Source organism: Methanobacterium lacus (assembly GCF_000191585.1).
GTDB lineage: Archaea > Methanobacteriota > Methanobacteria > Methanobacteriales > Methanobacteriaceae > Methanobacterium_B > Methanobacterium_B lacus.
This window is the reverse complement of sequence record NC_015216.1, coordinates 73721-97651: the sequence shown is the minus strand read 5'-3', so window position 1 is coordinate 97651 and position 23931 is coordinate 73721. Positions and strand designations below refer to the sequence as shown.

Genomic DNA, 23931 nt, shown 5'->3' with positions numbered 1-23931 from the left:
TGAGAGAAGAGGGCCGGTGGTCTAGGGGTATGATACCTCGCTTACAACGAGGTGATCAGGAGTTCGAATCTCCTCCGGCCCATTTAAATGTATTTTTTTAGCATTTTAAATTGTATATAATAGTTTAATAATAATATGAAGTTTTAATGCGCATTATACTGGTTTAGAACAGTTATTTTATATTATTTTATATGTGCAGGGCCGGTGGTCTAGGGGTATGATACCTCGCTCACACCGAGGTGATCAGGAGTTCGAATCTCCTCCGGCCCATCTAATTATTTTCATATATGACGAATAGAATTAGATTGAAATACTTCCTGATTTTAATTTGATATTGCTGATAATTTTTAGAGCATTCTCTTAAACTAAATATCAGTAGCAAATAAAAAAATTAGAAATTTATGTGAATTACATAATAATTATGAGTACAACGTAAATAATCATAGAAACAAAAAATACTATGGTTCCTTTGGTTAAAACTTCATTACTATTCTTTTCTACCAGAAATACCAATCCATACGCCAGTATAGCTGAGGATAATATTTTCGACATGCCTGTGACTGCTGTGCTCTTGTTGAAGATCCCTATTAAGTAGGTTATCAAAGAAGACAGTAGCAAGACTATAACAATGAGTGCAATGGTGTTGTGGAGTATGGCTTTAACAGTAGGTACTACTCCACTCAAGTTTACACTGGGACTGATATTTTTACTTTTAACCTTTGATAAACTTTTATTTCCACCTGAAAAAAGTGCAGACTTTTTACTTGGAGGAATTGATGTGTAAACTTCCCTTTGATCGTCACCATACTCTTCAACATTGTCTACATCAGAGTCTTCATACTCATAATCTTTTTTTGAGAATTTTTTAGCAATGGCAATTATGCCTTCTTTATCTACGAGTTTGATATTTTTTCTCGCAGCGTAATTGGATGCACTGGTTGTGAAGTTTGAACTGGTGACTACAACTACCTTTGATGCTTGTAGTGTTTTTCCAACCATTTCCATTTCTTTTAAAACATCCAAACCCACTTCCCAATGTTCGTCATAGTTCTTACAAGCTACTACAACTCCCATATCTCCTAATACCGTAGGCAAAACACCATAAATATCAATTACATGGCGGGATGTTTTATAATCTTTATAGACCTTGAACCCAGATTCTTCCATAACCTTTGCAATGAACCTGACCAACCTATCTTTTTCCAATTTACTCACCTTAAAATACTCAAGGGAATCAAATTTTACAATATCTTTATTATCATTATTTAATAGGTAATATTAATTCTTTTCTAATAAAAAAATTTAAAATGTGCCCAGCTTCCAATATTTCACTCGCAAACTTTTTGAATATAGACGTATAAATATGTGAGTATGAGAATTCTAATTACTAACGATGATGGTGTCAACTCATCGGGAATTGTGGCTGCTAAAAGGGCCGTTGAAAATTTGGGAACAATAGATGTTGTGGCCCCAGCTACTCAACAAAGTGGAATTGGGCATGCTTTAACATTGTTCGAACCAATCAGGGTAACATCTACAAATTTAATGGATGGAACAGAAGCTTTTTCTGTTTCGGGCACGCCTACTGATTCAGTTATTATAGGGATCTACGAAGTTACAGAGTCCAAACCAGATTTAGTAATATCTGGAATTAATATAGGTGAAAACCTTGGAAAATCTGAGCTTACAACATCTGGAACTATAGGTGCTGCTATGGAAGCAGCTACCCATGGTATTCCTGCTATTTCAGTATCGTTACAGGTATCAAGGGGTGACATTAAATTTCATGACGGGCATGTTGCTTTGGATTTCAGGTATTCGGAAAAAATTCTGAATTCTGTAGCTAAGAATGTCATAAAAAAAGGTCTTCCTGAAGGAGCAGACTTCATTAATTTGAACATTCCATCACATCCCGCAAGCGACAAGATCAAGTGTACAAGGCTCGGAGAAAGAATGTACGGCATTCATATCCAAAAACGCCTAGATCCTAGAGGCAGACCTTACTACTGGATCGATGGAGATCCAGTTGAAAACGACGAGTACGGTACCGATGTTCACACTTTAAAAAATGATAGATGCCCTACCATCACTCCAATTTCACTGGACTGTACTTCCGACATGCGATCTATGGATGGCTGGTTAGACTGAACATCTATTCATTTGAATTATAGAATTTAACTAAATAGTTTAAGTTGTAGTAAGTTTCAGTATCTTTTCCCGTGAATCCTAGATTTTAATATTTTCAAGAAAAACTTTGCATGAATCTAACTTTATAAAATTCATGGCATTCTAGTTTTTTTTTAATTTATTTTAATTTTGTATTATCAAAAAATTGTTCGTGTCATACCTTTCAAGTGTAAGTCAATATTACAAATATTTTCTACTGTATACTTTTATCTTAATAAAATCTTTTATAAATCTGATTTTAAGTCCATATAATTTTAATTTTGAAATTTTAAATCTAATCCTCTTAAAATAAACATTTATACAGATTTTGGTCTCGTTTACGATCAAATAATTGTTATATTTTCAAATTAGATGCAATGTTTTTTGGGAATATGCTGATTAAAATTTATGAAATTAGTGGAATGTAGCTAACAAAATAATTCTACTGTAGACTTAATTTTGAATAATTTAAAATCCAAAACTACTGAGATCATCAAAATAGATTCTACTGTATAAAAATTTGTAGGATTCTTAGAATCCTTTTTGTACATCGATACCTAAGATTGAATCTGCACCTTCAAAAACAGCCTTTGCAATTTGTGCACTTCCAACAGATCCTGAAGTTGGAGGTAATTTAACAACAGGTGCCAAATTTTCCAGTTTTTCTTTAGTTTTTCCATAGAAATTGAAGGGAGTTTCCATAGCGCCTACTGAACCTGTTAGAACAATACCTTCCATATTATTATTAGCTATTCCTGCAAGTCCGTATATTTCCATCAAAACAGTCATTAGCATGGTTTCGAATGCAAGTTCTGCCTTGGGTTCATTTTTTATATATTTTAAGATAAGTTCTTCTTTGGCTTGGGACACGTTGGTATCTACTTCAGCTATTTTAACGGCTCCTGCTCTTGAAAAACATTCATTTGCAGTTTTAATCCCATCATCAATATCTCTCAACATTTCAAGATCTAAGGGTCCGTGAACTATGCCCATGGCACCTAAACAAGCGTCCATGGCACCAATTATCTTGCCGTCTTCAATTATCATTGATACGGAATTTGAACTGATGTCTGATACAATCATATTTTCAAATCCAGTTTCTAAATATGCGTTGTAGCAGATACTGATCTTTTCAGAGCTTGCATGGTGAGAGTAAGCAGCCTTAAATCTAGGATCTAAACATTCAGTATTTTTGTGAATTCCCGGGATCAAAACTGTAGGAATCCCTGATTCGCTGATTTCATCGTAAACTGCTGTTCCGCCGCCTGTGACTTTACCAGCACCATCCATGGAGAGAATTCCCCGATCTTTCACTTGGTTAATTGGAGTTATTTTGTTCACACCGTCGCCCATTGCATAGGTAATGGCCATCAAATCGATGGAATCAATGTCTATTCTGTTTTTTAACTCTTTCAAAGCAGATGCTTTACCCTTAGATAATTCATCTCGTCCTATCTTAAAATGTACCGGTTGATCACTCAAAATGGTAAACGAAACACCAGTTGTACCATGATCCATTCCAACGAAGACCATTTAATCACCTATTTGTTTGAAAAAAAGATTTAAAAAAAAATAAGGAAACTTATTTTTGTAGTCCACAAAGTTTTCTTAATTTACTACCAACCTTCTCTATTTGAAGGCTGGCTTCTATTGCCCTTAATCTATTGAGCATTGGTTTTCCGGCTTGATTTTCAAGTGTCCATTCCTTTGCAAATTCACCAGTCTGAATTTCTTCGAGTGCTTTCTTCATTTCAAGACGGGTTTCATCTGTTATTATGCGTTTTCTTCTGGATAAACCGCCGTACTCTGCAGTGTTACTCACATCGTTCCACATTCCAGCAAATCCTTTAGCGTAGATAAGATCGACTATAAGTTTTACTTCGTGGCATGTTTCAAAGTAAGCTATTTCTGGCTGATAGCCAGCATCGACCAGTGTTTGGAAACCAGCTGCTATCAATTCTGTAACTCCTCCACAAAGTACCACTTGTTCACCAAATAAGTCTGTTTCAGTTTCTTCTTTAAAGGTAGTTTCAAGAACTCCTGCTCTGGTTAACCCTGAACCCTGCCCCATTGCAAGTGCTATTTTGAATGCATCTCCTGTGTAATCTCTTTCAATAGCAATGAGACCTGGAACACCGAATCCTTCTTCGTATGTTTTCCTAACCATTGCTCCAGGACCTTTAGGAGCTATCATGGTAATGTTTACGTCCTTTGGAGGATTGATATAACCAAAGTGGATGTTGTATCCGTGTGAAAATGATATGGTATTACCAGATTCTAAATTGTCTTTTATGGATTCTTCATACACTTTGGCTTGGATTTCATCAGGTATAAGCACGTGTATGACATCTGCTTTTGCAGCTGCTTCTTCAATAGTCATAACAGTTAAACCATCTTCTTTGGCTTTATTCCAAGAAGCACCATCCTTTCTTAATCCAACAACCACATTCAATCCACTTTCGTGCATGTTTCTTGATTGGGCCATTCCTTGACTACCGTATCCTATAACTGCAACTGTTTTATCCTTAAGTATATCCACGTCCACATCCTTCTCGTAGTACATCTTCATTTTCTCTCCTCCATAACTAAATATATAAAATTCAACATTTTATGCTGTAATTCAAATTGTTTTTGTTCCCCTTGTAATGGCTGTGGGGCCTGTTCTAGCTATTTCTTTGATTCCAAAAACACTTACTAAATCTATGAGTGCTTCAATCTTTTCGGGGTCTCCCGTAATTTCTACAGTCAGAGTTTCTGGACTCACATCAACAACCCTACCTCGGAATATATTGGTGTACTGTATCACTTCAGATCTGGCCTTTTCTGTAGCTGTATGTACTTTTATGAGGCATAATTCTCTTTTAACGGTAATTCCAGGTTCAAGGTCCCGCACTTTAATAACATCTATGAGTTTGTTAAGTTGTTTTGTAATTTGTTCCAGAACCTTTTCATCTCCCTTGGAAATAATGGTCATCCTGGCAAGACCTTCATTTTCGGAGGGTCCAACAGTTATTGTTTCGATGTTAAAACCTCTTCTAGTGAATAGACCAGCTACTCTCTGAAGTACACCAGGTTTATGAAGAACTAGAGCACTGATAACGTGAGATTTGTTTTCATCCAACTCAATCACCACCATTTTCTTTGGCTGATGCTTTTACTATTATTTCATCTGGATATTCCCGTTCTACTTTGTACTCCCCAACTATCTCTGTTAAGCTGCATCCTGGAGGTACCATAGGGAGAATCTCATCTGGATCAATTATTACATCAAGAAGATATGGTTCTCCTGATTTAATTGCTCTTTCAATGGCTTCTTTCATTTCTCCTGGTTTTTCAATTCTTTCAGCTTTAACACCAAAAGATTCTGCTAGTTTGACAAAATTTGGACTTTCTCCAAGATGGGTGTGGGACATTCTTTCGTCGTAAAATAATTTCTGCCACTGTGCAACCATTCCTAGATGTCTGTTGTCTAGAACCACGATAATTACTGGAATATCGTACTCTTTAATAGTTGCAAGATCCTGACAAACCATCAGGAAACCTCCGTCACCACAAACAGCAATGACATCATTATTTGGTTTAGCTATTTTAGCACCAATTGCTGCGGGGAATCCGAATCCCATAGTACCCAATCCTCCAGAGGAAATAAATTTCCTAGGATTGTTGACATCAAAATAATGTGCCATCCACATCTGGTTTTGACCCACATCTGTTGTTACTATCGTATCATCTGTAACAGCTTCGGATAATTCCTTTATCACTTGTTGTGGCTTCAATGGTACTTCATTAAACGATAAACGAGGAATACATGAATTTTTGAAGTCCTTAACATAGTTCAACCATTCTTGTTTTTGTTCAGGTTCGGGGTCAATGATCTTTATGAGATCTCCCAGGATGGTCTTTGCATCTCCTACTATTGGAACATCAACATCCACATTTTTCCCTATTTCGGCGGGATCTACATCTATGTGTAAGATCTTTGCATTTTTAGCAAATCCGGATAATAATCCGGTAGTTCTATCTGAGAATCTGCATCCAATGGCAATTAAACAGTCGCATTCATCTACAATGAAATTTGAAACCTTTCTTCCATGCATACCTAGCATTCCCAAGGAAAGCGAGTTGTCTTCTGGGAAGGATCCTTTGCCCATCAAAGATGTGCTTACAGGAGCGTTAATAATATTTGCAAATTGTAAAAGCTCTTCTGTTGCACCGGATAGTATTATTCCCCCTCCGGCCAATATAACTGGCTTTTTAGATTCTTGTATCAATTTTGCTGCCCGTTTGAGCTGTTTAGGATGTCCCTTCATTGTAGGCTTGTAGCCAGGCAATTCGATGTCTTTGGCAGATTCAAATTCAAATTCTTCCTCTTGCACATCTTTAGGGAGATCTAAGACAACTGGCCCTGGTCTTCCAGTTCCTGCGATATAAAATGCAGATTTTACCATTCCAGGGATTTCATTAGCCTTCATGGGCTGGTAATTATGTTTAGTGATTGGCATTGTGATACCAATAGTATCTACTTCTTGAAATGCATCATTTCCAATTAAATGAGAAGAAACTTGACCTGCAATGGCCAAAATTGGAGATGAATCCATATATGCGGTTGCAATACCTGTAATGAGATTCGTTGCACCTGGTCCTGAAGTTCCAATGCACACTCCCACCTTTCCTGAAGCCCTTGCAAACCCATCGGCTGCATGAGCTGCACACTGTTCGTGCCTTACAAGTATATGTTTTAGGTCTGAGTCGTATAATACATCATATAAAGGTAGTAAAACTCCCCCCGGATAACCGAAAACAATTTCTACACCTTGATCTGTGAGTGATTTGATTATGGCTTCGCCACCTTTCATTAAAAACACCTTACAATTTAACTAATTTACAATACAAACAATTCTTATTATCCACTTTCGCAGAATTAATTTTTGTTCAATTCAACTTTTAGTGTTAATGTATATATTTTCTTTCATTGGAAATTAACTTCATTGTAAAAGGTTCAAAATATCGTTAACATTAAAACAAACAGACTTTCAAACATTAAAATCAGGGGGACATGAAAATAATTATCCAGATTTCATAATCTGGATCTAGATTAATTTTTTAAGAATAGGAAATATTTGTACAAAACTTATTCTTTATAAACAATGTCAAATTTAAATAAATTAAAGATAATTAGAATGTTTCATTCATAAACTCAAAAGTCTTAGTGAGTGTATTTTAGTGATATATGACGTTATAAACTTAGTTTAAGGAGGATTTCGATGAATATTCTTGTAGTTGGAACCGGAGCAAGAGAACATGCTATATGTAATTCGATTAAAGATGCAGAATTGTACTCTATTATGAGCAACAAAAATCCTGGAATAGCCAGAATTTCAAAATACCAAATTGGTAATGAAAAGGATATTGAAGGTGTCAAAAAATTTGCCAAGTCCAACAATATTGACATGGCAATAATTGGTCCAGAAGCACCGCTTGAAATGGGTATTGTCAATGAACTCATTGAAGAAGGAATTGGCTGTGTGGGGCCAACGAAAGAAGCAGCACGTATTGAAACAGACAAAGCATTCATGAGAGACTTGTTTGAAACCCATAAGATAGATGGGTCCATTGTTTACAAAGTGTTTGACAATGTTGAGGACGCTGGAGAATTTATAGATAATTTTGATAAGGATGTAGTAATCAAACCTATAGGTCTAACAGGTGGAAAGGGAGTTAAAATTGTCGGAGAACACCTTGAAGACGGAGATGCAGCAAAAAAATACGTGGATGAAATAATAAATAACAAGATCAGTGGCCATGCTCAAGTAGTAATTGAAGAAAGGCTTATAGGGGAAGAATTCACTGTACAGGCATTTGTTGATGGTGACAAAATTTTACCCATGCCTGCAGCACAGGATCATCCCCATGCCTACGAAGGAGATCAAGGACCTATAACAGGAGGAATGGGTTCCTATTCAGATGCTACAGGACTGCTCCCATTCCTTGATCACAAAAGTTACAGGAAAGCAGTCAAGATCATGGAAGACACTGTGAAAGCAGTAAAAACTGAAGCAGATCCATACAAGGGTATTTTATACGGTCAATTCATGCTGTGTAGTGATGGTCCGAAAATGGTTGAATACAACGCGCGATTTGGAGATCCTGAAGCCATGAATGTGTTACCTCTCCTTAAAACAGATTTTGTAGAAATTTGCGAAGGGATTGTAGATGGAAATCTTAAAAAAGCGGAGTTTGAACACAAATCCACTGTTTGCAAGTACATTGTACCCAAGGGCTATCCAGAAACAGCTAAAGCAGGACAGGTCATAGAAGTTGATGAAACAAAAATAAACGATGCTGGAGCTATGGTGTACTACGCTGCTGTAAATGAGAAGGATAACAAAATTTTCACCTCAGCTTCAAGAGCTTTGGGTATTGTTGGTGTTGGTAACACCATCTCAGAAGCTGAAGAAATATGTGAGAAAGCCACAAGTTATGTGAAAGGAGACGTCTATCATAGGAGTGATGTTGGTACAGAAGAATTAGTTCAAAAGAGGGTGGCAAATATGCAGAAGCTCAGATTTGAAGCTGGATTGAGATTTTAATTTCATCTTCTTTCTTTTTAGTTAAATTTAAATAAAAGGGGTTCAATATATTCTAATTCTTAAGAGAAATGCTTTATGGGGAGTAATGAATGAAACATCTACTATCAGTTTTGGATGCTAAGGATGAAATATTTGAAATTTTGGAGCTTGCTGGGAAGTTCAAAGAAGACCCATATGGTCTGAAACCCCTAGAAAATAAGACTCTAGCCATGATCTTTGAAAAAGCTTCAACACGTACAAGAATTTCATTTGAAATGGCAATGTTACATCTTGGAGGTAATCCCCTTTATCTATCAGCTGCAGATATGCAGCTTGGACGTGGAGAGATCATAGAAGACACCGCAATGGTGATGTCACGCTATGTTGATGGGGTTATGATAAGGGCCAAGGAACATGAAGAAGTAGTAAAATTTTCGGAACATTCTACTGTTCCAGTTATCAATGGCCTGACAAACAAAGAGCATCCTTGTCAAGCTTTGACAGATATTTTTACGATATATGAGCATAAACAGAGTTACAATGTTAAAATGGCATTTTTAGGGGATGGAAACAATGTTTGTAATTCCCTGCTTCTGGCTTGTGCTTATGTTGGAATGGACATGACTGTGGTGTGTCCTCTTGGCTACGAACCAGACGCTGAAATATATGATGAAGCATTAAAAATAGCAGAAAAGACTGGATCGAAGATTGAGATCACTCCAATTGTTAGTGAAGGAGTTAAAGACGCGGATATCATTTATACTGATGTTTGGGTGAGTATGGGGGATGAAGCTGAAAAATTGAAGCGTATTGAAGACCTTAAAAATTATCAGGTCAACATGGAACTCCTAACCTTTGCAAAACCCGACGCATGTGTGATGCACTGTTTACCTGCAATTCGAGGCCAGGAAATTACAGACGAAGTAATGAAGAGTGATAGTTCCATCATATGGGATCAAGCTGAAAATAGAATGCATGTGCAGACTGCAGTTTTGTACAATATTTTAAAATAAAAAAAAATAGACACTAGAGTCCTACATGGACTCTGGAGCTTCTATTCCAATCAATTCAAGGCTATTTCTGATGGTTATCCTGAATTTATCAACAATTAAAAGCCTTAAATCTTCTTTTTCAGAATCTATTACAGGCAGGGCTTTGTAAAATTTGTTAAATCCCCCAGCTAGATCCAATGAGTACTGTGCAATGTTATGAACCCTGTTTATTCTTGCTGATTCTTCTATGGCTGCAGAGAATTTGGACATTAATTTAACAAGTTCGATCTCAATTTTGTCATCAAGATCAAAATTATCAATTTTTAAGGAATTTCTATCATAATTGGCATTTTCAAGTAGTTTACATGCCCTTGCATGTGCGTACTGAATAGATGCACAACCCCTTTCGAAACTGAGTGCTTCATCCCATTTGAAAACAATATGTTTTTCTGGTGACAAACGGGCAATATAATATCTTATAGCACCAATACCAACTATTTCAGCTATTTTCAAACGTTCAGATTCTCCAAGATCTGTTCTTCGTTTTTCAATTTCTATCATGGCTCTGGATACAGCCTCATTCATCAGTTCATCCACACTAATGAAAACTCCTCTCCTTGTGGACATGGATCCCTCTGGAAGTGTGATAAATTCATAAAATATTGTTTCTGGCGCTTTAGCCCCCAATAACTCCAGTGGTACCTTGAGTTGATCTATTGCTAGTTTGTGATCCGATCCCAGAATATCTATGTACCTGTCTGATCCTTCAGATTTTTCCTTGTGATATGCAAGGTCCCTTGTTGCGTAGAGGGAAGTTCCGTCTGAACGTATGAGTATCAGTTCCTTTTCGATACCATAACTGTTAAGGTCCATATAGACAACTTCGTTCTTCTGGATGTATTCATCTAGAGATTTCAATATGTTGGCAACACTACCATTTTTAATGAAACGACTCTCCCATATAAATGCATCATGGTTAACATTCAACCTTTTAGAGGTAGTTGATATGCCCTCTAGACAGTTTTTAACCACACCTTCAAACATTTTCTCTAGTTCAGGATCATCACCCCTTTCGTAGCGTTTCAGTAAAGCACTTACTTCATCCTTTATTTCTGGATTTGCACGAAGTTTTTCATTCACGTTGAAGTAGAGTTTACCTATTTCATGATCAGGTTTTCCAAATGGATCCATATTATAATCAAGATTCAATAGGCCCCAAACAATCATTGCAATTTGCCTGCCCATATCATTTACATAGTATTGGGTTTCAACTTCGTACCCTGCAGATTTTAGTACACGTGCAAGGGAATCTCCGATTATTGAATTTCTAATATGTCCTATGTGGAGTGGGCCGTTGGGGTTTGCGGAAGTGTGTTCCAATATAATTTTAGTGTTATTCGACTCAAGTTTCCCATAATCTTCAGTGATGGAATTCAAAACCAGACTCGAAAACTCGTTGTAATTAGCATAAAAATTTATGTAAGGCCCTTTAGATTCTACCTTGCTGAATATATCTGGAATCTTTAAAGCCTTTAAAATTTCTTGTGTAATTTCCATTGGGGAACGTTTAAGTTCTTTTGCTAGTTGAAACGAAACTGAACTAGCAACATCTCCAAGTTCAGGATTTGGAGGTTCTTCAACCTTGATTTCATCCGGAATCTCCCAACCTAAACTTTTAATAGCCTCTGAAAGTGCATTAATTGATTCTGATATTAATATTCTGTACATTAAAACTCACCGTTGTGTCAAATTTAATTTTTAATAAATAAAAAAGAGATTTCAGGAAAAGTCCTGAAATGTTAAATTACAATCCTCTTATCCATAAAGTGATGTATCCTACTTTTGGAATAACAAATGGAGTGTTTCCTAGCGTAACCACCTTTGCCATGACTTGATCATGGTAAACTGGTGCAGGATCCTGAACCTGGTTATTATCCCCCTTGGTTACGTAATACGGCGTTCCATTCACGTCAGTTCCAGTGGCGATGATCCTGTGAATAACTGGATCAGGGAACCATGTGGCTTGGTAAATAACAATGTCTCCAACCTTTAAATCATCTTTATTTATTTCTTGAATGCCCAAGAAATCCGTTTTTTCAATAACTACTACGTCACCTCTGTAAAATACAGGTTCCATACTTCCTGATACTACAACGTTCATATGTTGTGCTAATATTATTCCAATGACGATTATTACAACATAACTAATTATTTCACGGTTATCGGTCATTGTTTACTCCTACCTTAGAATTGCTCCTTCATCTGCAGATGTTGCTAATTTCCGGTATCTAGCAAGCCAGCCCTTGACTGGTCTTTCTGGTTTATCTGCTACTTTGATTCTTTCTTTGATTTCGGATTCAGGTACTTTAAGTTCTAATTTTCTATTTGGAATATCTATTTTGATAATATCTCCGTTGTTTACAGCAGCTAATGGACCATCAGCCATGGCTTCGGGCGATATGTGCCCTATTGATGGGCCGCGTGTTCCACCTGAAAATCTACCATCGGTGATGAGTGCCACAGATTTTATTTCCATACCTGATATAGCCGAGGTAGGATTTAACATTTCTCTCATACCAGGCCCACCCTTTGGACCTTCATAGCGGATGACTATTACATCACCTTCATCAATTTTCCCATCAAAAATTGCTTCTACACACTCTTCTTCGCTGTCGAATACTTTTGCAGGCCCTTCATGTACCATCATATCTTCTTTAACAGCTCCTTGTTTAACAACAGATCCATTAGGGGCAAGGTTTCCCTTAAGTACAGCAATGCCTCCTTCGACATGTATGGGATCTTCTAGGGTGTGGATGACATTTCCATCTAAAACCCTTGCTTCTGCAATGTTTTCGCCTAAACTTTTGCCTGTACAAGTAATAGTAGTAATATCTAGCTTTTCCTCGATTACTTTTAAAACTGCAGGTATTCCTCCTGCTTTATCTAGATCAAGCATGGTGTGTTCACCTGCAGGACTTAGGTGAGTTATGTGTGGAATTTCTTTGCTCATATCGTTGAACAAATCCAGATCCACCTTAACTCCCTGTTCTTCTAGTTCAAATGCAATTGCAGGAACATGCAGGGCTGTGTTGGAAGATCCTCCCAATGCCATATCCACTGCTATTGCATTTTTAAATGCCTGCTGTGTCATTATCTTGGAGGGGGTGATATTTTTTTCCACGAGTTCGAGGATCTTTTTCCCAGAATCAGATGCTATACTAAGTTTCTTTTTATCAACTGCATGGGCTGTTGCACAGTAGGGTAAACTCATTCCAATGGCTTCGGTAATACATGCCATGGTATTTGCAGTGAACAAACCAGAACAAGAGCCCGGACCTGGACATGCACATCGTTCCAATTCATCAATTTCTTCTTCAGTCATTTTACCTGATGAAACAGCTCCAACTGCTTCATAAACACTTATTAAATCTACATTCTTTCCCTTATATTTTCCTGGAAGCATGGGGCCACCAGTAACAACTATTGCTGGAATATCTAATCTTGCAGCTGCCATGAGCATTCCTGGAACAATTTTGTCACATGTAGGAATGAGTACCAGACCATCAAATTGATGTGCCATGGCCATGCTTTCAACTGTATCTGCAACAATTTCCCTTGATGCAAGGGAGTACTTCATGCCCTCATGATTCATGGCTATTCCATCACAAATTGCCATGGTGTTAAATTCAAATCCAAGCCCTCCTGCCTCTGCAATGCTCTGTTTAACAGTATCTGCAATGGAGTTGAGGTGTACATGTCCTGGAACAATATCTGTATAACTGTTTGCAATACCTATGAATGGTTTTTTCATATCTGCATCGTTTAATCCACAAGCTCTCAAAAGAGATCTGTGTGGAGCTCGATGTAATCCCTTTTTAATAGTGTCACTTCTCATTCGATCACCATGAGTTAATATAAAAATTAATAATTCAGATAAAAAATTTTGTAATTTATTCTGGACTATATTTATATAACAATTTGTAGTACATTTATAATTATCATATCATTTAAAATGAACATTCAAACAATTTAATTTTGTTTGTATAAAAACCTGTTTTCAATAACTACATAAATAAAATTGTTTAAATTTATATTAATGGTTTTCAATATCATTTCTAAATTATGAGATGGAATTGCATAACAATTTTTAAAGTAATTTTATGGAAATAGTAAGAAATCAACAGTTTTTTTAATATAACTAAGGTGGTACAATGAGAATACTTTTGATTCATTCTGATTATTTAAAATACAAAACCAAATCCAAAACAAGGATAGCTGAAGAAATACCTGAGGATAAGAAGCAAGGAGAGTATGAGAATGCTCTTGTGGTATTCACAGCTGTTGAGAAGGAAGACGAAAAAAATCCAGATATCATCGTTGAAAATGCTATTAACGAGATTAAAGATGTATTTGGTAAAGTTGGAGCCGAAATTGTAGCAGTATATCCTTATGCGCATTTAAGTTCCTCTTTAAGTTCTCCAGATATGGCGAAGCAGATTTTAACCAACATGGAAACTGGCCTAGCTAATTTGGGTGTAAATGTCAAGAGGGTTCCTTTCGGATGGTACAAATCATTTGAAGTGGCCTGCAAAGGCCATCCGCTTTCTGAACTTTCAAGAACTATAACTGATGAAAAACCAGAAGATGCTTCTGAAGAATCTAAAGAAGAATCCGAACCAGCAAAATCTGAATTTTACATGCTGTCAGATGGAAAGATTCTAGGGGTTGAAGATTACAATTTCGAAAATAACGATCTTAAGAAGCTGGTCGATTATGAGTTGGGTCGAGGCGAATCCACAGGAGAAGAACCACCCCACGTAAAAATTATGAGGGAGAAACACCTTGCAGATTATGAACCATCTGCTGATGTGGGTCATTTAAGGTGGTATCCTAAGGGCAGGTTAATACGTGATCTTTTAGCAGATTATGTTTACAACTTGGTAACTGAAAGGGGAGCAATGCCAGTTGAGACTCCAATAATGTACGACTTGGCAGATGATGCCATAAGGGTGCATGCTGAGAAATTCGGTGAGAGACAGTACAGAATGGGTACAAAAAACAAGGAATTAATGTTAAGATATGCGTGTTGTTTCGGGGCATTTAGAGTGCTTTCAGATTCCTTTTTAACCTGGAAGAACCTTCCTGTAGGAATATATGAATTATCAACCTACAGTTTCAGATTAGAGAAAAAAGGAGAAGTTGTCGGTCTAAAACGTTTAAGAGGTTTTACAATGCCGGATCTCCACACTGTTTGTGCAGATGTCGACCATGCAATGGTTGAATTTGATGGCCAGATTGACATGTGCAAACAAACAGGAATAGACCTTGAAGTCAACTACGAAGTAATAATGAGGGCAACCAAGGACTTTTTCGAAGAAAACAAAGAATGGGTCTTTTCTTCCGCAGATAAAATAGGGAAACCGGTTTTATTGGAAATTTTACCTGAAAGAAAGCATTATTGGATTGCAAAGATGGATTTTGCAGCAATCGATTATCTTGGAAGGCCAATTGAAAATCCAACCATACAGATCGATGTGGAGAGTGGTGAAAGATTTGGAATAACATACATCGATCCAGATGAGAACGAAGTACATCCCATCATTATTCACTGCAGTCCTACTGGCAGTATAGAAAGGGTAATTTGCAGTTTACTTGAAAAGAGTGCCATTGAAAGAAACTTCAGACCACCTATGTTACCTATCTGGTTAACTCCTTCACAAGTTAGGGTGATTCCAATTGCAGAACGTCATAATGACTATGCGCAGGATATTGTTCAAAAGATAAGGGATCAAAATGTCAGGGTAGATCTCGATGAAAGACATGAAACTGTTGGTAAGAAAATTAGAAATGCAGCAGGAGATTGGGTACCATACGTTATTGTAATAGGTGACAGAGAACTCGAAGGTGGAGCTGTTACTGTTAACGTAAGGGAAACTAATGAAAAGATAGAAATGGATATTGACGAATTAGTCAACAGGATCCACGAAGAAACTAAAGGCATGCCGTTTAGAAAACTTCCACTTCCAATTACATTGGGAAATAGAGTTAATTTCTAATCTCTATCTTATCATTTTTCTATTTTTTTTGGTAGGATCAACCTTTCAGATTTATTTTTCGGGTAAAGATTATTTTTCTTCTATTAATTGAATATAATCCTCAATTGTCTTTGGAAATAGAATTGTTTTAATCTGTTACCCTGTTATGGGCTAGGAATTTGACAAAAATATTTATATTATAAGTTATAAGTTATAATTTAGAACTTATAATAACTAATGGAGGCAGATCACATGGCCGAAATAATAGCAATACTAAATCAAAAGGGGGGCTGTGGTAAAACCACGACTGCAGTAAATTTAGCAGCAGCCCTAGCACTTAATGATAAGCGTGTTCTTGTTGTGGATATGGATCCACAGGGAAATGCAACAACTGGTTTTGGAATACAGAAAAATGAAGTAGATAGCACCATATATTCTGTTTTAACAGGTAACAGTAGTGTTGAAGATGCAACAGTTTCAACCGATATTTCAGGGCTTGATGTTGTACCTAGTAATATTGCTTTGAGTGGAGCAGAAATTGAATTAAGTAAAGAAGTGGGATACCACACCATTTTGGAATTGGCAATGGAAAGTGTGGCTGAAAATTATGACTATATATTTATTGATGTTCCACCTTCACTGGGTATTTTGACTATTAACTGTCTTGTAGCAGCAAATAGTGTAATAATACCAATACAAGCTGAATTTTATGCATTAGAAGGTATGGCAGATTTGTTAGAAGCTATAGGGTTAGTGGAAAGGAGATTAAAAAGTCCTTCTCCAATTAAAGGTATTTTACTCACACTCTACGATTCGAGAACCCGCCTTGGAAGAGACGTATACAGTAATGTTAAGGAGTACTTTGGGCAATCCGAATACGTATTCAAGACTACCATTCCTCGAAATGTTACCCTTGCAGAAGCACCGAGCCATGGTAAACCTTGTATCATATACGATGAGGAATCAAGTGGTTCCCAGGCTTACGTAGATCTGGCCAAGGAAATCATCAAGATCGATGGGACGGTGGACAGTAAATGACTCAGAAAAAAGAAAGCGCCCTTGGAAGAGGGTTAGACGCATTGATACGAGTGGAACCTGAAGATGAGAAATCTGAAGAACCACAAACACAAAAATCCAATGAAAAACCAAGATCTAATACTTCAAATCCAAAAACCAGTAAACGCAAACCAACACCTAAGAAACAAAGGTCCACTAAAAAATCTAAGGCAGTAATTCGAGACAACTCTATTCAAGAAGACCTTGTGGATAGTGTTATCGTTGAAGTCAATAAAAACCCTAGAATATCTTTGTGGTCAGCTAAATCTGCTGCAGTGCTAAGGTTACTAAAAAAGACAAAGCCGGAATTCAGTATTAGTAAAGAAGCATCTGCACTTATTGAAGATGCTGTTAAAGATAAGTATCCTGAACTTTGGGAAGTGTTTGAAGACAAAGATATATGATGTCTTATAACTTATAAGTTCCAACTTATATCTTATAAGTTATAACTTATACTTGTTTTTTTACACGATAATTGCAAGAAATTAACCACTTTAAAGAGTAGTTTGATAAGAATTTTTAAGTTTAACAAATATTTCAGCTTTTTTAATATTTACGCCTATATTTTTAAGTTCTTCTAAACTTTTATATTGTTTTCCACGTTTTCTAGATTCAATAATCCTTCTGGCAGAGATTTTTCCAATACCTGGAACTCTAAGTAGTTCTTTATAAGTAGCTGTGTTGAGCTCAATTGGAAACATGTCCATGTTCGAAACTGCAGTAACATACTTAGGATCCATATCAAGGATCATGTTACCATCCTCTTCAAAGCTCAGTTCTTCCAGATCGAATCCATAGGATTTAACAAGATGATCGGCTTGGTAGAGTCTTCCAGTTCTTAGAGGAGCAGGTTCTTCATGACCTTCCAGAGGTGTACCCTCCATGGAATTGAAAGCACTGAAATAGCTTCTTCTAATATCCATTTTTTTATAAAGCCAATTTACTCTCTTTAAAATATCAGAATCTGATTCATGTGAGGCCCCAACTATGAATTGTGTGGTGTGGCCAGAGGGTGCTAGGTTCTCATCCCTTTTCATTAGTCTTTTGATCCATGCCATCCTCCTCAATATATCAGTGTTAAAATTTTTGGTTGAGGATAGTTCGTTGAACCCTTCAGAAGTAGCTGCTTCAATGTTTATACTGACACGATTAGCAAGGCTCATGGCTCTTTTAATCATGTCATAAGAGGATCCTGGTAATATCTTCAAATGAATGTAACCCTGATAACCATGATCCATCCTGAGCTGCCTTGCGACTTCAACCATGTTTTCCATAGACACGTCAATATCTCCCGGAACCCCTGAACTCAAAAAAAGACCTTCAACCAACTTGTTATTGTAGTATTCGAGAAAGATGGATGTCAGTTCTGAGGGAGATAGTTCCACTCTATTGAATTTGTTGGCACAGTTATTGACACAGTAGGTACAATCATTTGAACATTTATTGGTCATTAAAACCTTGAAAAGCGGCATGCAAACTCCGTTAGGATTAGTTGCATTATAGACTCCGGGTAATTTCTCAGAAAAAAAATTGTCAGGATTGTAATTTCCATAATTACATCTGTCGTATTTGGCAGATTCTCCAAGAATTTCCATTCTTCTAACTCTGTTCATTACAAAAAATATTATGAGTTGATATTAATTATAATTTTTCAAAAATAATCAAATTATAAATAAGATCAACACTTACTAAATAGTATGAGAGCCGTTATAGCAGGAACAGGAAGTGCAGTTGGTAAAACAACAATTTCTACGGGCATAATGAGCGCCCTTTCTTCTGAGTACAATGTCCAACCCTTTAAAGCCGGTCCTGATTATATAGATCCAACTTATCATGGTTTAGCCACTGGAAATGTTTCAAGGAATCTAGATTCTTTTTTCATGTCAGATGGTCAAATTCGCGAAGCATTTGAAAGGGGAATAAATAGCTCTAAATCAGATATGGGAATAATTGAAGGTGTCAGGGGTCTTTATGAAGGTATAAGTCCTTTAGGTGAAGTGGGCAGCACAGCATCTGTAGCAAAAGCCCTAAATGCACCAGTGATCCTGATTCTAAACTCGCGAAGTCTTGTTAAAAGTGCTGCTGCAGTAGTTATTGGATTTAAAACACTTGATCCGTCAATACGGATAGATGGGGTTATTTTAAACTACGTGAAAAATAAAAAACACTATTTAAAAACCAAGGAAGCCGTGGAAAAACTCTCAGACACTCCTGTGATAGGGGGCATACCTAGAAAAGAAGCTATAACAGTAGAACAACGACATCTGGGGTTGGTACCCGCTGTAGAACGTCAAAATATTCTCCAATCCATTGAGAAATGGGGAGAAGAAATGACCAACAACATAGATCTAGATGCCCTAATAGCTATAATGAAAAATTCCGGTGATCTACCTCGTGGAAGGGAACCAATTTGGGAGGAAGGAAATAAGAAACCCGTTAAGATAGGGGTAGCAATGGATGAGGTGTTCACGTTCTACTACAAAGAAAACATCGAATCTTTAGAAGCAAATAAAGCTAAAATTATCCCATTCAGCCCGATCCATGATGAAACAATTCCTGATGTGGATGGATTGTACATTGGAGGGGGTTACCCGGAAATATTTGCCAAGGAACTATCAAGAAACAGTTCTATGAGGAAGTCCATACTTAAGTTTCATAACGATGCCCATCCCATTTATGCCGAATGTGGGGGGCTGATGTATTTATCCAATTCTATAAATGGTCATTCAATGTGCAATGTTTTTAAATATCCTTCAAAAATGACAAAGAATGTTCAAGCATTGAGTTACGTTATTTCAGAAGCGCAAAATGATAACATCATTTTAAACAAAGGGGAACAGTTTAAAGGTCACGAATTCCACTATTCAAAGATCGAGGTAGATGGAAACAATCCTAAATATGCCTTTAAAATATTAAGGGGTCGTGGAATAGATGGTTCTAATGATGGTTTAATGGAAAACAACACAGTTGCAAGCTATGTTCATACCCATGTAGCTGCATGTCCCCAGTTTGGTTTAAATTTTGCAAGGAACTCACACAACAAAGATTCATAACCAGAAGGTAAGTGGAGATGACAATGAAAATAGCAGTTTTAGCAGAAATGGCACCAGCAAAAGCATTTGTACCGATTATTCAACAGCTAGATGCGGATGTCATTGGATTAACCCATGGCCACGGAGTCGAAGAAATACTGGGTAACTACTGTACAGAAATACATTCCATTGGCCAGAGTAGGGGGCATGGTGCTAAAAAACGTTCCAACTCTAAGATTGCTACTTTGGTAATGGAGGATGTCTGGCGAGTCATTAAATTCCTAAGAGGTAGGGATATTGATCTTTTAATGACATGTGGAAATGCAGGGGATGTCCGAAAAGGGATTTCTGCAGCCAAAATCCTTAGAATACCCAACTTACACATCGAACAAGACATTTACAACCCAATAGAAATGTTGGCATTTTCAAATTTAGTCACTGTTCCATCTCCTGAATACAAAGAGTATGTCGAAGCTAGATATGGCCTCAAAAATGTGCATTCAATTGGAGGCTATCCCATGGCAGTTTATGTGGATTCACTTGAAATGGAAGATTCTGATTCTGTTAAAACTAAATATTCAGTAGATGAATTTTATTTACTTGTTTTAGGGGGAGATGTGAAGGGGGAAGATGTCCCAAATATTATACGCCAAGTGGAAAGTCTCAATACAAATATACTTGTTGTCCCATTTAGATTCAGCGAATCTTATGTTAAATCCTTCATAAAATCTCCGAATTTAAAGGTTTTAGAGGGATATGTTGAGTTACCTGGACTTATGGAGGCATCTAAGGGAATAATATATGGTGCGGGTATGGGCTTAACCATTGAAGCCGGAGTACTTTCCACCCCTGCAGTTAAAATAGCTGGATTTCACAGGAAACATGCAAGTGTGGATCTGGCCCATGAAATTGGGATCGAAGTTGCTGAAATAAAGGATATTGCAGATGCAGTCTTAGAAATAAAAACTCCCAACGGTAGAAAATTAGTAGATGATGGTAAAACTGCCGTTAAAAACACTTTAGAAATCATACAAAATTTTGATAAGCTCAAAACCACATCAAGTGGTATTCAAAGCTTTAGAAGCATATGGAATGCCAGATCCGAATTTAAATAAATATTATGCTCTAAATTTATCAATTAAACTTATATTTGCGAGTTAATTTGTTTTAGACATTAATTTAGGATTAGATTCCGTGTTGAATTGATTTATTCCTAAATTTAAAGGATCAGTATAGGTACATCAAATCTAATTTTAGTTCTCTTTATATCGTCCTTCTCAACACCTATAAAAGCTTAGTCAAAAAAATTAAATCAAAAAATACTTATTAGATCATTTGAATAGCAAGTCTGGTGATAAAATGGTTGTAAAAATAGGAATCATTAAATGCGGTAACATCGGTACCTCCCCAGTAATTGACTTATTACTTGATGAGAGGGCTGACAGACCAAACATAGATACTTGTGTAGTTGGTTCTGGGGCTAAAATGAACCCAGAAGAAATCGAGAAGGCTGTACCATTAATGTTAGAAATGGACAGAGATTTTGTTATATTCATAAGCCCAAACCCAGGTGCACCAGGCCCTGCTAAAGCTAGAGAATTATTATCTGCAGCAGACGTTCCTGCAATCATAATTGGTGACGCTCCAGGATTAAGATCCAAGGACGAAATGGATGAACAAGGCTTAGGCTACATCATCGTCAAAGCAGACCCAATGATAGGTGCAAGGAGAGAATTCCTTGACCCAACAGAAATGGCATCTTTTAACTCCGATGTAATTAAAGTGTTAGCTTTAACCGGAGCATACAGAGTAGTTCAGAACACAATCGATGCTGCAGTAACTGCAGTTGAATCTGGAGAAACTCTCGAACTCCCTAAAGTTGTTATAACAAGGGATAAAGCTGTCGAAGCAGCTGCTTTCGGTAGCCCATACGCAAAAGCAAAAGCAATGGCTGCATATGAAATAGCAACCAAAGTGGCAGACATAGATGTCGAAGGATGTTTCATGGTTAGGGACGCTGAAAAGTACATACCTTTAGTTGCATCTGCTCACGAAATGTTAGGTGTAGCAGCTAAATTAGCATCTGAAGCAAGGGACATAGAAAAAGCTAACGACACCGTTGTAAGGACTCCTCACGGTGGAAAAGGCCAGACTCTAAGTAAAGTCGCTTTAGCTGACAAACCAGAATAAACATACTCTAAAACGGCCAACTTTGGTCGTTTAAATATTTTTTTTTGAATTAGATTATTTTTAGATTTTCTCAATAATTTTACAGGTGTAGCATGATAGAGGATCTTATTGAAAGATTGTACGAAGCAGCTAGCATGAATAGATGGAACGATCATATCCGGCCAGTAGAATTAACAGAATTAGATAAACAAGCACATAAAATGGTTTTAGCATATGTAATTGCCAAATTTGAGGAAAAAGATCGAAATGCTGATGTAAACTGGCAAAAACTCATCGAAGGCGGTATTTTTGAATTTTTACACAGAACCATATTAACTGATTTGAAACCTCCGATATTCCACAAGATGATGGAGGAAAAGGCCAAGGATCTAAACGATCATGTAATATCAAAATTGAAAGGGGATTTCAAAGGTCTTAAACCCCAATTTGAAGCTAATTTTAAACGTTATCTATTTGATACTGAATATTCCAAATTTGAAAGAAAAATACTCAAAGCTGCACATTATTTGGCTACAAACTGGGAGTTTAGAATCATTTATCATTCATCTCCATTTATTTATGGCATTGAAGACACTAAAGCAGAGATAGAAAATCAGATCGAGGATCATTACGATCTAATAGGTGTTCAGAAACTGTCGCTTGAAAAAAAGTCATTTGGATTCATAGATCTCTGTGGTCAGCTCAGGTTTCAAGAGAGATGGGCCCATTCTCCGCGTGTTCCAAAAACTTCGGTTTTAGGGCACATGTACATAGTTGCAATAACTTCTTACCTCTTTTCACTTGAAAATGAGGCATGCCCAAAGAGACTTTACAACAATTTCTTTGCAGGACTCTTCCACGACCTTCCGGAGGTGCTTACGAAGGATATAATATCTCCTGTTAAAAGTTCTGTTAAGGGACTTGAAGATTTAATTAAAGAATTTGAAGAGAATCAAATGAAAACAAGACTACTTCCCCTCTTACCTGTATCATGGAGAAGGGAAATGAACTACTTCACTAAGGATGAGTTTGTAAACAAGGTAAGGGTAGAGGATTCCATTAAGAAGGGGATCGATTTTAAAGAAATTAACCGAAAGTACAATAAAAATGAATACTATCCCTTGGATGGGGAATTGATCAAGGCTTGTGATAAACTAGCAGCATTCATAGAAGCAGACCTGTCAATAAAACATGGCATCACTTCAAAAAAGTTAGAAGAAGGAAGAATGGACATTTATAAGAAATTTAAGGGAAAAAAGATATCTGGTATTGATTTTGGATACTTGTTTGATTACTTCTTTAAAAGAACATTCACAATGGAATCGAACCCTTAATTGATATTGTGGAGGGAATATTCCATATTTTTTTATTAATGGATTTAGTAGGAAGTGAAAAACCTAGGATTTACTCTGTAATATTTTTGGAGTTTTCTGATTTTGGGTCCTTGAATTTTCCGGCGAATAGTGGAAATATTTCCCCATATTTTTCATTCTCAACATCTTTGGTAATTAACCTCATTTGACCTAAAAATTTCATACCTTGCAGATCCAAATTTTCCCTCATTTGAATGGTAGCTTTTTGGGATCTATTCCCTCCAGAAGTAATAAAGACTCCAAATTCTTTGTCTTTAATATTTTTTAAATCAAACATGTACTGGTTAACAGCAGCTGGAGTTTTACCAGCCCAAACAGGACAGCAAAGAATCAATTTATCGTAATTCATGAGGTCTGTCTGGCAGGGTTTTATTGTTGCCTTTTTCTCCCTTATGGAATCTAAGATTTTAAGTAGATACCATCTGTCTTTTTCAGTTTTTATCTCAGTTAGATCGGCACCTATTTCTTTTTGCAATTTTTTTGCAACTTTCAATGTGTGCCCTGAATAGGAGTAACAAGCAATTAGAGTTTTCATCTTT

The 23931-nt window shown here is 36.7% G+C and carries 20 protein-coding genes and 2 tRNA genes; 12 read left to right on the top strand and 10 right to left on the bottom strand.

Features of this window, described 5'->3' with window-relative positions; translation table 11 throughout:
- Positions 1-10: 10 nt before the first annotated feature.
- Positions 11-82: transfer RNA gene (locus tag METBO_RS00485), tRNA-Val, on the top strand.
- A gap of 116 nt (positions 83-198) precedes the next feature.
- A tRNA-Val gene (locus METBO_RS00480) sits at positions 199-270 on the top strand.
- A 138-nt stretch (positions 271-408) separates the two neighbouring features.
- Here the strand turns inward: METBO_RS00480 and METBO_RS00475 are convergent.
- Positions 409-1215 (bottom strand): restriction endonuclease, encoded by an 807-nt coding sequence (locus METBO_RS00475; RefSeq protein WP_173319763.1) that lies wholly within the window; start codon positions 1213-1215, stop codon positions 409-411.
- A gap of 156 nt (positions 1216-1371) precedes the next feature.
- Between METBO_RS00475 and surE the strand changes: the two genes are divergently transcribed.
- Positions 1372-2148 (top strand): 5'/3'-nucleotidase SurE, encoded by a 777-nt coding sequence (gene surE / locus METBO_RS00470; protein WP_013643700.1) that lies wholly within the window; start codon positions 1372-1374, stop codon positions 2146-2148.
- Between the two features lie 549 nt (positions 2149-2697).
- On the opposite strand, the gene METBO_RS00465 is transcribed toward surE, so the two are convergent.
- From METBO_RS00465 to METBO_RS00450, 4 genes are read right to left on the bottom strand one after another with little or no spacing between them, the layout of a single operon-like run.
- Positions 2698-3699 (bottom strand): methanogenesis marker 12 protein, encoded by a 1002-nt coding sequence (locus tag METBO_RS00465; protein ID WP_013643699.1) that lies wholly within the window; start codon positions 3697-3699, stop codon positions 2698-2700.
- A gap of 49 nt (positions 3700-3748) precedes the next feature.
- On the bottom strand, positions 3749-4735 hold the full coding sequence (ilvC, locus tag METBO_RS00460; protein WP_013643698.1) for a ketol-acid reductoisomerase: 987 nt from the start codon (positions 4733-4735) through the stop codon (positions 3749-3751).
- 51 nt (positions 4736-4786) lie between these two features.
- Positions 4787-5287, bottom strand: coding sequence for an acetolactate synthase small subunit (gene ilvN / locus METBO_RS00455; protein WP_013643697.1), 501 nt, complete (start codon positions 5285-5287; stop codon positions 4787-4789).
- Between the two features lies 1 nt (position 5288).
- On the bottom strand, positions 5289-7022 hold the full coding sequence (locus tag METBO_RS00450; RefSeq protein WP_013643696.1) for an acetolactate synthase large subunit: 1734 nt from the start codon (positions 7020-7022) through the stop codon (positions 5289-5291).
- Positions 7023-7430: 408 nt separating this feature from the next.
- Between METBO_RS00450 and purD the strand changes: the two genes are divergently transcribed.
- Both purD and argF read left to right on the top strand, forming a co-directional pair.
- Complete coding sequence (gene purD / locus METBO_RS00445) at positions 7431-8756, top strand: phosphoribosylamine--glycine ligase (RefSeq protein ID WP_013643695.1); 1326 nt, start codon at positions 7431-7433, stop codon at positions 8754-8756.
- A gap of 89 nt (positions 8757-8845) precedes the next feature.
- A complete protein-coding gene (argF, locus tag METBO_RS00440; RefSeq protein ID WP_013643694.1) occupies positions 8846-9748 on the top strand; it encodes an ornithine carbamoyltransferase in 903 nt (300 codons plus the stop codon).
- Between the two features lie 21 nt (positions 9749-9769).
- On the opposite strand, the gene argS is transcribed toward argF, so the two are convergent.
- The 3 genes from argS to ilvD all read right to left on the bottom strand — a co-directional run bounded on the left by argS (position 9770) and on the right by ilvD (position 13622).
- Positions 9770-11455, bottom strand: a complete 1686-nt coding sequence (argS, locus tag METBO_RS00435) for an arginine--tRNA ligase (RefSeq protein WP_013643693.1) — start codon at positions 11453-11455, stop codon at positions 9770-9772.
- 76 nt (positions 11456-11531) lie between these two features.
- Positions 11532-11957 carry a signal peptidase I gene (locus tag METBO_RS00430; RefSeq protein ID WP_013643692.1) on the bottom strand — a complete coding sequence of 142 codons (426 nt, stop codon included), beginning with the start codon at positions 11955-11957 and terminating at the stop codon, positions 11532-11534.
- Between the two features lie 9 nt (positions 11958-11966).
- Positions 11967-13622, bottom strand: coding sequence for a dihydroxy-acid dehydratase (gene ilvD / locus METBO_RS00425; protein ID WP_013643691.1), 1656 nt, complete (start codon positions 13620-13622; stop codon positions 11967-11969).
- Between the two features lie 316 nt (positions 13623-13938).
- Here ilvD and METBO_RS00420 point away from each other — a divergent pair, with 316 nt between their 5' ends.
- From METBO_RS00420 to METBO_RS00410, 3 genes are all read left to right on the top strand, one after another.
- Positions 13939-15783, top strand: a complete 1845-nt coding sequence (locus METBO_RS00420; RefSeq protein ID WP_013643690.1) for a threonine--tRNA ligase — start codon at positions 13939-13941, stop codon at positions 15781-15783.
- A 231-nt stretch (positions 15784-16014) separates the two neighbouring features.
- Positions 16015-16800 carry a ParA family protein gene (locus METBO_RS00415; protein WP_013643689.1) on the top strand — a complete coding sequence of 262 codons (786 nt, stop codon included), beginning with the start codon at positions 16015-16017 and terminating at the stop codon, positions 16798-16800.
- Entirely contained in the window at positions 16797-17222 is a 426-nt protein-coding gene (locus tag METBO_RS00410) for a hypothetical protein (RefSeq protein ID WP_013643688.1), read from the top strand. Before METBO_RS00415 ends, METBO_RS00410 begins: the two co-directional genes overlap by 4 nt.
- A 90-nt stretch (positions 17223-17312) precedes the next feature.
- On the opposite strand, the gene METBO_RS00405 is transcribed toward METBO_RS00410, so the two are convergent.
- Positions 17313-18431 carry a radical SAM protein gene (locus METBO_RS00405; protein WP_013643687.1) on the bottom strand — a complete coding sequence of 373 codons (1119 nt, stop codon included), beginning with the start codon at positions 18429-18431 and terminating at the stop codon, positions 17313-17315.
- An 84-nt stretch (positions 18432-18515) separates the two neighbouring features.
- Here METBO_RS00405 and cfbB point away from each other — a divergent pair, with 84 nt between their 5' ends.
- From cfbB to METBO_RS00385, 4 genes are all read left to right on the top strand, one after another.
- The gene (gene cfbB, locus METBO_RS00400; protein WP_013643686.1) at positions 18516-19871 is read left to right on the top strand and encodes a Ni-sirohydrochlorin a,c-diamide synthase; all 1356 of its coding nucleotides are present in this window, start codon (positions 18516-18518) and stop codon (positions 19869-19871) included.
- A gap of 23 nt (positions 19872-19894) precedes the next feature.
- Positions 19895-20965 (top strand): hypothetical protein, encoded by a 1071-nt coding sequence (locus METBO_RS00395; RefSeq protein ID WP_013643685.1) that lies wholly within the window; start codon positions 19895-19897, stop codon positions 20963-20965.
- A gap of 244 nt (positions 20966-21209) precedes the next feature.
- Positions 21210-22040: a F420-dependent methylenetetrahydromethanopterin dehydrogenase gene (locus METBO_RS00390; RefSeq protein WP_013643684.1), complete on the top strand. Its 831-nt coding sequence runs from the start codon at positions 21210-21212 to the stop codon at positions 22038-22040.
- A 92-nt stretch (positions 22041-22132) separates the two neighbouring features.
- Positions 22133-23353, top strand: a complete 1221-nt coding sequence (locus tag METBO_RS00385) for an HD domain-containing protein (protein WP_013643683.1) — start codon at positions 22133-22135, stop codon at positions 23351-23353.
- A 70-nt stretch (positions 23354-23423) separates the two neighbouring features.
- Here METBO_RS00385 and METBO_RS00380 read toward each other — a convergent pair whose 3' ends face one another.
- Positions 23424-23927 (bottom strand): flavodoxin family protein, encoded by a 504-nt coding sequence (locus METBO_RS00380; RefSeq protein ID WP_013643682.1) that lies wholly within the window; start codon positions 23925-23927, stop codon positions 23424-23426.
- Positions 23928-23931 lie beyond the last annotated feature (4 nt).

Excerpts from the sequence above, each read along its gene's own strand:
- surE (WP_013643700.1), top strand. The coding sequence starts at position 1,372 with ATGAGAATTCTAATTACTAACGATGATGGTGTCAACTCATCGGGAATT.
- METBO_RS00465 (WP_013643699.1), bottom strand. The coding sequence starts at position 3,699 with ATGGTCTTCGTTGGAATGGATCATGGTACAACTGGTGTTTCGTTTACC.
- ilvC (WP_013643698.1), bottom strand. The coding sequence starts at position 4,735 with ATGAAGATGTACTACGAGAAGGATGTGGACGTGGATATACTTAAGGAT.
- METBO_RS00450 (WP_013643696.1), bottom strand. The coding sequence starts at position 7,022 with ATGAAAGGTGGCGAAGCCATAATCAAATCACTCACAGATCAAGGTGTA.
- purD (WP_013643695.1), top strand. The coding sequence starts at position 7,431 with ATGAATATTCTTGTAGTTGGAACCGGAGCAAGAGAACATGCTATATGT.
- argF (WP_013643694.1), top strand. The coding sequence starts at position 8,846 with ATGAAACATCTACTATCAGTTTTGGATGCTAAGGATGAAATATTTGAA.
- argS (WP_013643693.1), bottom strand. The coding sequence starts at position 11,455 with ATGTACAGAATATTAATATCAGAATCAATTAATGCACTTTCAGAGGCT.
- METBO_RS00430 (WP_013643692.1), bottom strand. The coding sequence starts at position 11,957 with ATGACCGATAACCGTGAAATAATTAGTTATGTTGTAATAATCGTCATT.
- ilvD (WP_013643691.1), bottom strand. The coding sequence starts at position 13,622 with ATGAGAAGTGACACTATTAAAAAGGGATTACATCGAGCTCCACACAGA.
- METBO_RS00420 (WP_013643690.1), top strand. The coding sequence starts at position 13,939 with ATGAGAATACTTTTGATTCATTCTGATTATTTAAAATACAAAACCAAA.
- METBO_RS00415 (WP_013643689.1), top strand. The coding sequence starts at position 16,015 with ATGGCCGAAATAATAGCAATACTAAATCAAAAGGGGGGCTGTGGTAAA.
- METBO_RS00410 (WP_013643688.1), top strand. The coding sequence starts at position 16,797 with ATGACTCAGAAAAAAGAAAGCGCCCTTGGAAGAGGGTTAGACGCATTG.
- METBO_RS00405 (WP_013643687.1), bottom strand. The coding sequence starts at position 18,431 with ATGAACAGAGTTAGAAGAATGGAAATTCTTGGAGAATCTGCCAAATAC.
- cfbB (WP_013643686.1), top strand. The coding sequence starts at position 18,516 with ATGAGAGCCGTTATAGCAGGAACAGGAAGTGCAGTTGGTAAAACAACA.
- METBO_RS00395 (WP_013643685.1), top strand. The coding sequence starts at position 19,895 with ATGAAAATAGCAGTTTTAGCAGAAATGGCACCAGCAAAAGCATTTGTA.
- METBO_RS00390 (WP_013643684.1), top strand. The coding sequence starts at position 21,210 with ATGGTTGTAAAAATAGGAATCATTAAATGCGGTAACATCGGTACCTCC.
- METBO_RS00385 (WP_013643683.1), top strand. The coding sequence starts at position 22,133 with ATGATAGAGGATCTTATTGAAAGATTGTACGAAGCAGCTAGCATGAAT.
- METBO_RS00380 (WP_013643682.1), bottom strand. The coding sequence starts at position 23,927 with ATGAAAACTCTAATTGCTTGTTACTCCTATTCAGGGCACACATTGAAA.